The 2,618-nt window shown below is 68.7% G+C and carries 2 protein-coding genes; both read right to left on the bottom strand.

Annotation, left to right across the window (positions count from 1 at the left end; all coding sequences use genetic code 11):
• The coding region (locus VR45_RS10255) for a cold-shock protein (RefSeq protein WP_045939380.1) at positions 1 to 171 on the bottom strand (171 nt) is incomplete at its 3' end.
• 300 nt (positions 172 to 471) lie between these two features.
• A partial coding sequence (locus tag VR45_RS10250) for an MMPL family transporter (protein WP_063772449.1) occupies positions 472 to 2,618 on the bottom strand: 2,147 nt, incomplete at its 5' end.

The raw sequence follows: 2,618 nt of genomic DNA, 5'->3' as shown, positions 1-2,618 counted from the left end.
CTTCTGGCCCTGGGTGACGTCGAACTCGACCTTCTGGCCCTCGAGCAGCTCACGGAAACCCTGAGCCGTGATGTTCGAGTAGTGGGCGAACACGTCCGGGCCGCCAGTCTCCTGCTCGATGAAGCCGAAGCCCTTTTCGCTGTTGAACCACTTCACGGTGCCGGTAGCCATAACCGTCTCCTCTAACTGGGGCATCGGAGCCCACACCTCGTGGACCCCAAGTAGCCGCGATCCCCATCCGGAGGCTGAAACACCGGACAAAACAAATGCGCCTGTTGGTTGGTACCAGCAGGCGCACACATACGTTCATGGGAACCAAAACTGCAACTGATACGACTCTAGCACGTCCGCACCCCGATTGACCGGGGAGTTTCTGCCACACAGATCACGTTTGCCGGATCGGCGGAACGGGCAAACGGCGCCCGCCATGAGGCGGGCGCCGTCCGTGTCGCTACCGGCAGGTGCGGGCGGTCAGCGCCGCCCGGCCGACTCCGGCAGACCGTGGGCGCTGTGCGCGCCCGCCGCCGGACCGGCCTCGCCGTGGCCACCGGTGGCGTCGGCACCGTGGCCGGGCCACCAGGCGGCCTTGCCGACCAGCGCGGTGAGCGCCGGCGTGAAGAACATCGCCATCACGAAGGCCGCCAGGGCGATGCCGAAGGCCATGCCGAAGCCGAACTCCAGCATGAAGATGTTGCCCGCGAGCATGAAGGTCGCGAACGACACCGCCAGGATGAAGCCGGCCGCCGCGACGGTCGGGCCACCGTGGCGCACCGCCTCGCGGGCCGCCTCGCGCGGGCTGCGGCCCGCGCGGGCCTCCTCGCGCAGTCGGGCGATGATCAGGATGTTGTAGTCGGTACCGATCGCCACCACGAAGAGGTAGATGAGGATCGGCAGCATGAACATCATGCCGTGCTCGCCCTTGATGTTCTGGAACAGCAGGGTCGAGGAGCCGAGGGTCGCGGTGAAGCCGAGGCCCACCGAGGCCATCAGGTACCAGGGGGCGACCACGCTGCGCAGCTGGAGGGCCAGGATCAGCAGGATCAGCAGACCCGCGATCGGGAACACCAGCTTGTAGTCGTGGGACATCGCCAGGTTGATGTCCTTGTAGATCGCGGTGATGCCGCCGACCTTGGCCTCGGTGCCGGACGGCGCCTCGGCGTGGGCGACCTTGCGCAGGTCGGTGACCGTGTCGATCGCGTCGTTGCTGGACGGCTCGTGCTTGAGCAGAACGGTGAAGTCCGCCGTCGCACCGTCCTTGCTGAGCTGCGGCGTCGCGGGGGCCTCGGCAACACCGGGGACGGCGCCGAGCTTGGCGGCGTAGCCACTGAAGGCACCCTGGTCGAGCTTGGCCCCGCCGTCGGCCGTCAGGTAGACGTGCGTCGGGTCCGCGGCACCGGCCGAGAAGCCGTTGACCAGCTTGTCCTGGACGACCATCGACTCCGCGGTCTTGGGCATGGAGCTGCCCGCGAGGTCGAAGGTGCCGTTGTAACCGAGGGCACCGGCGGTCAGGGCCAGCAGCACACCGCCGGAGGCGACGGCCACCAGGGCCGGCCTCTTCTCGACGACGCGGCCGAGGGCGGCGAACCGGGCGTCGCTCGGCTCGCGCATCCACTTCTTGCCGGGCCAGAACACCCCGCGGGCCGGGATGACCGTGAGCACGGCCGGGGCCAGGGTGAGCGAGGCGAAGGCGGTGACGACGACCGCGATGGCCAGCGCCGGGCCGAGCGCCTTGAACATGCCGAGGCTGGAGAGGATCAGCACCGCGAAGGCCACGGTGACCGCGCCGGCCGCGGAGGCGATCGCCTCGCCGACCCGGGAGACGGCGTTGGCCACGGCCTCCTGCCGGGTGTCGCCCGCCCGCAGCCGCTCGCGGTAACGGAAGGCGAGGAACAGGAAGTAGTCGGTGCCGACACCGAGCACGACGACGATCAGGATCGCCGACAGCACCGGGGTGGACTTCAGGTCGAACGCCTTGGTCGCGTAGGCGATCAGGCCGTTCGCGGTGGGCATCGCGATCACCAGCGAGAGCAGCACCGGCAGGAGGCCGGCCAGCACGCTGCGGAAGATCAGGCCGACGATGATCGCGACCAGGACGACACTGCTGATGCCGATGACGGCGTCGGCCGCGCCGGAGGACTCCTGCTGGTCCAGCTGCTGGGCGGCCTGGCCGCCGAGCTGGTACTTCAGGTCGGTGCCCTCGGCGAGCTTCTTGCCCTCGTCACGGACCGTCTTGGCGACCTCGCCGAACTTCTCCGAGTTCTGGGTGGTCTTGTCGATGGCGATCGGCGCCAGGGCGTACTTGCCGTCCTTGGAGGTCGTCTGGTCGCTGACCGGGACGATCTGCTCGACGTGCTCGATCTTCTTGTCGGTGAGGCCCTGGACGATCTTCGCCACGGCGGCCTTGTCGGCGGCCGTCAGCGGGGCACCGTCGTTGCGCTCGAACAGGGCGAGCGCGGAGGGCGTGAAGTTCGCCGGGAACGCCTTCTCCTGCAACTGCGCGGCCTGGATGGACTCGTAGTGCTTGGGGAGGAATGCGGCCTCGTCGGTCTGGGCCGTGATCTTCGGGGCCGAGACGGCGATGGCGATCATCGCGACGACCCACGCCGCGATCACCCACC

It is taken from the genome of Streptomyces sp. NRRL S-495, from assembly GCF_000966955.1.
Lineage (GTDB): Bacteria > Actinomycetota > Actinomycetes > Streptomycetales > Streptomycetaceae > Kitasatospora > Kitasatospora purpeofusca.
The sequence above is the reverse complement of the archived record's forward strand: the minus strand, read 5'-3'. Positions and strand labels throughout refer to the sequence as shown.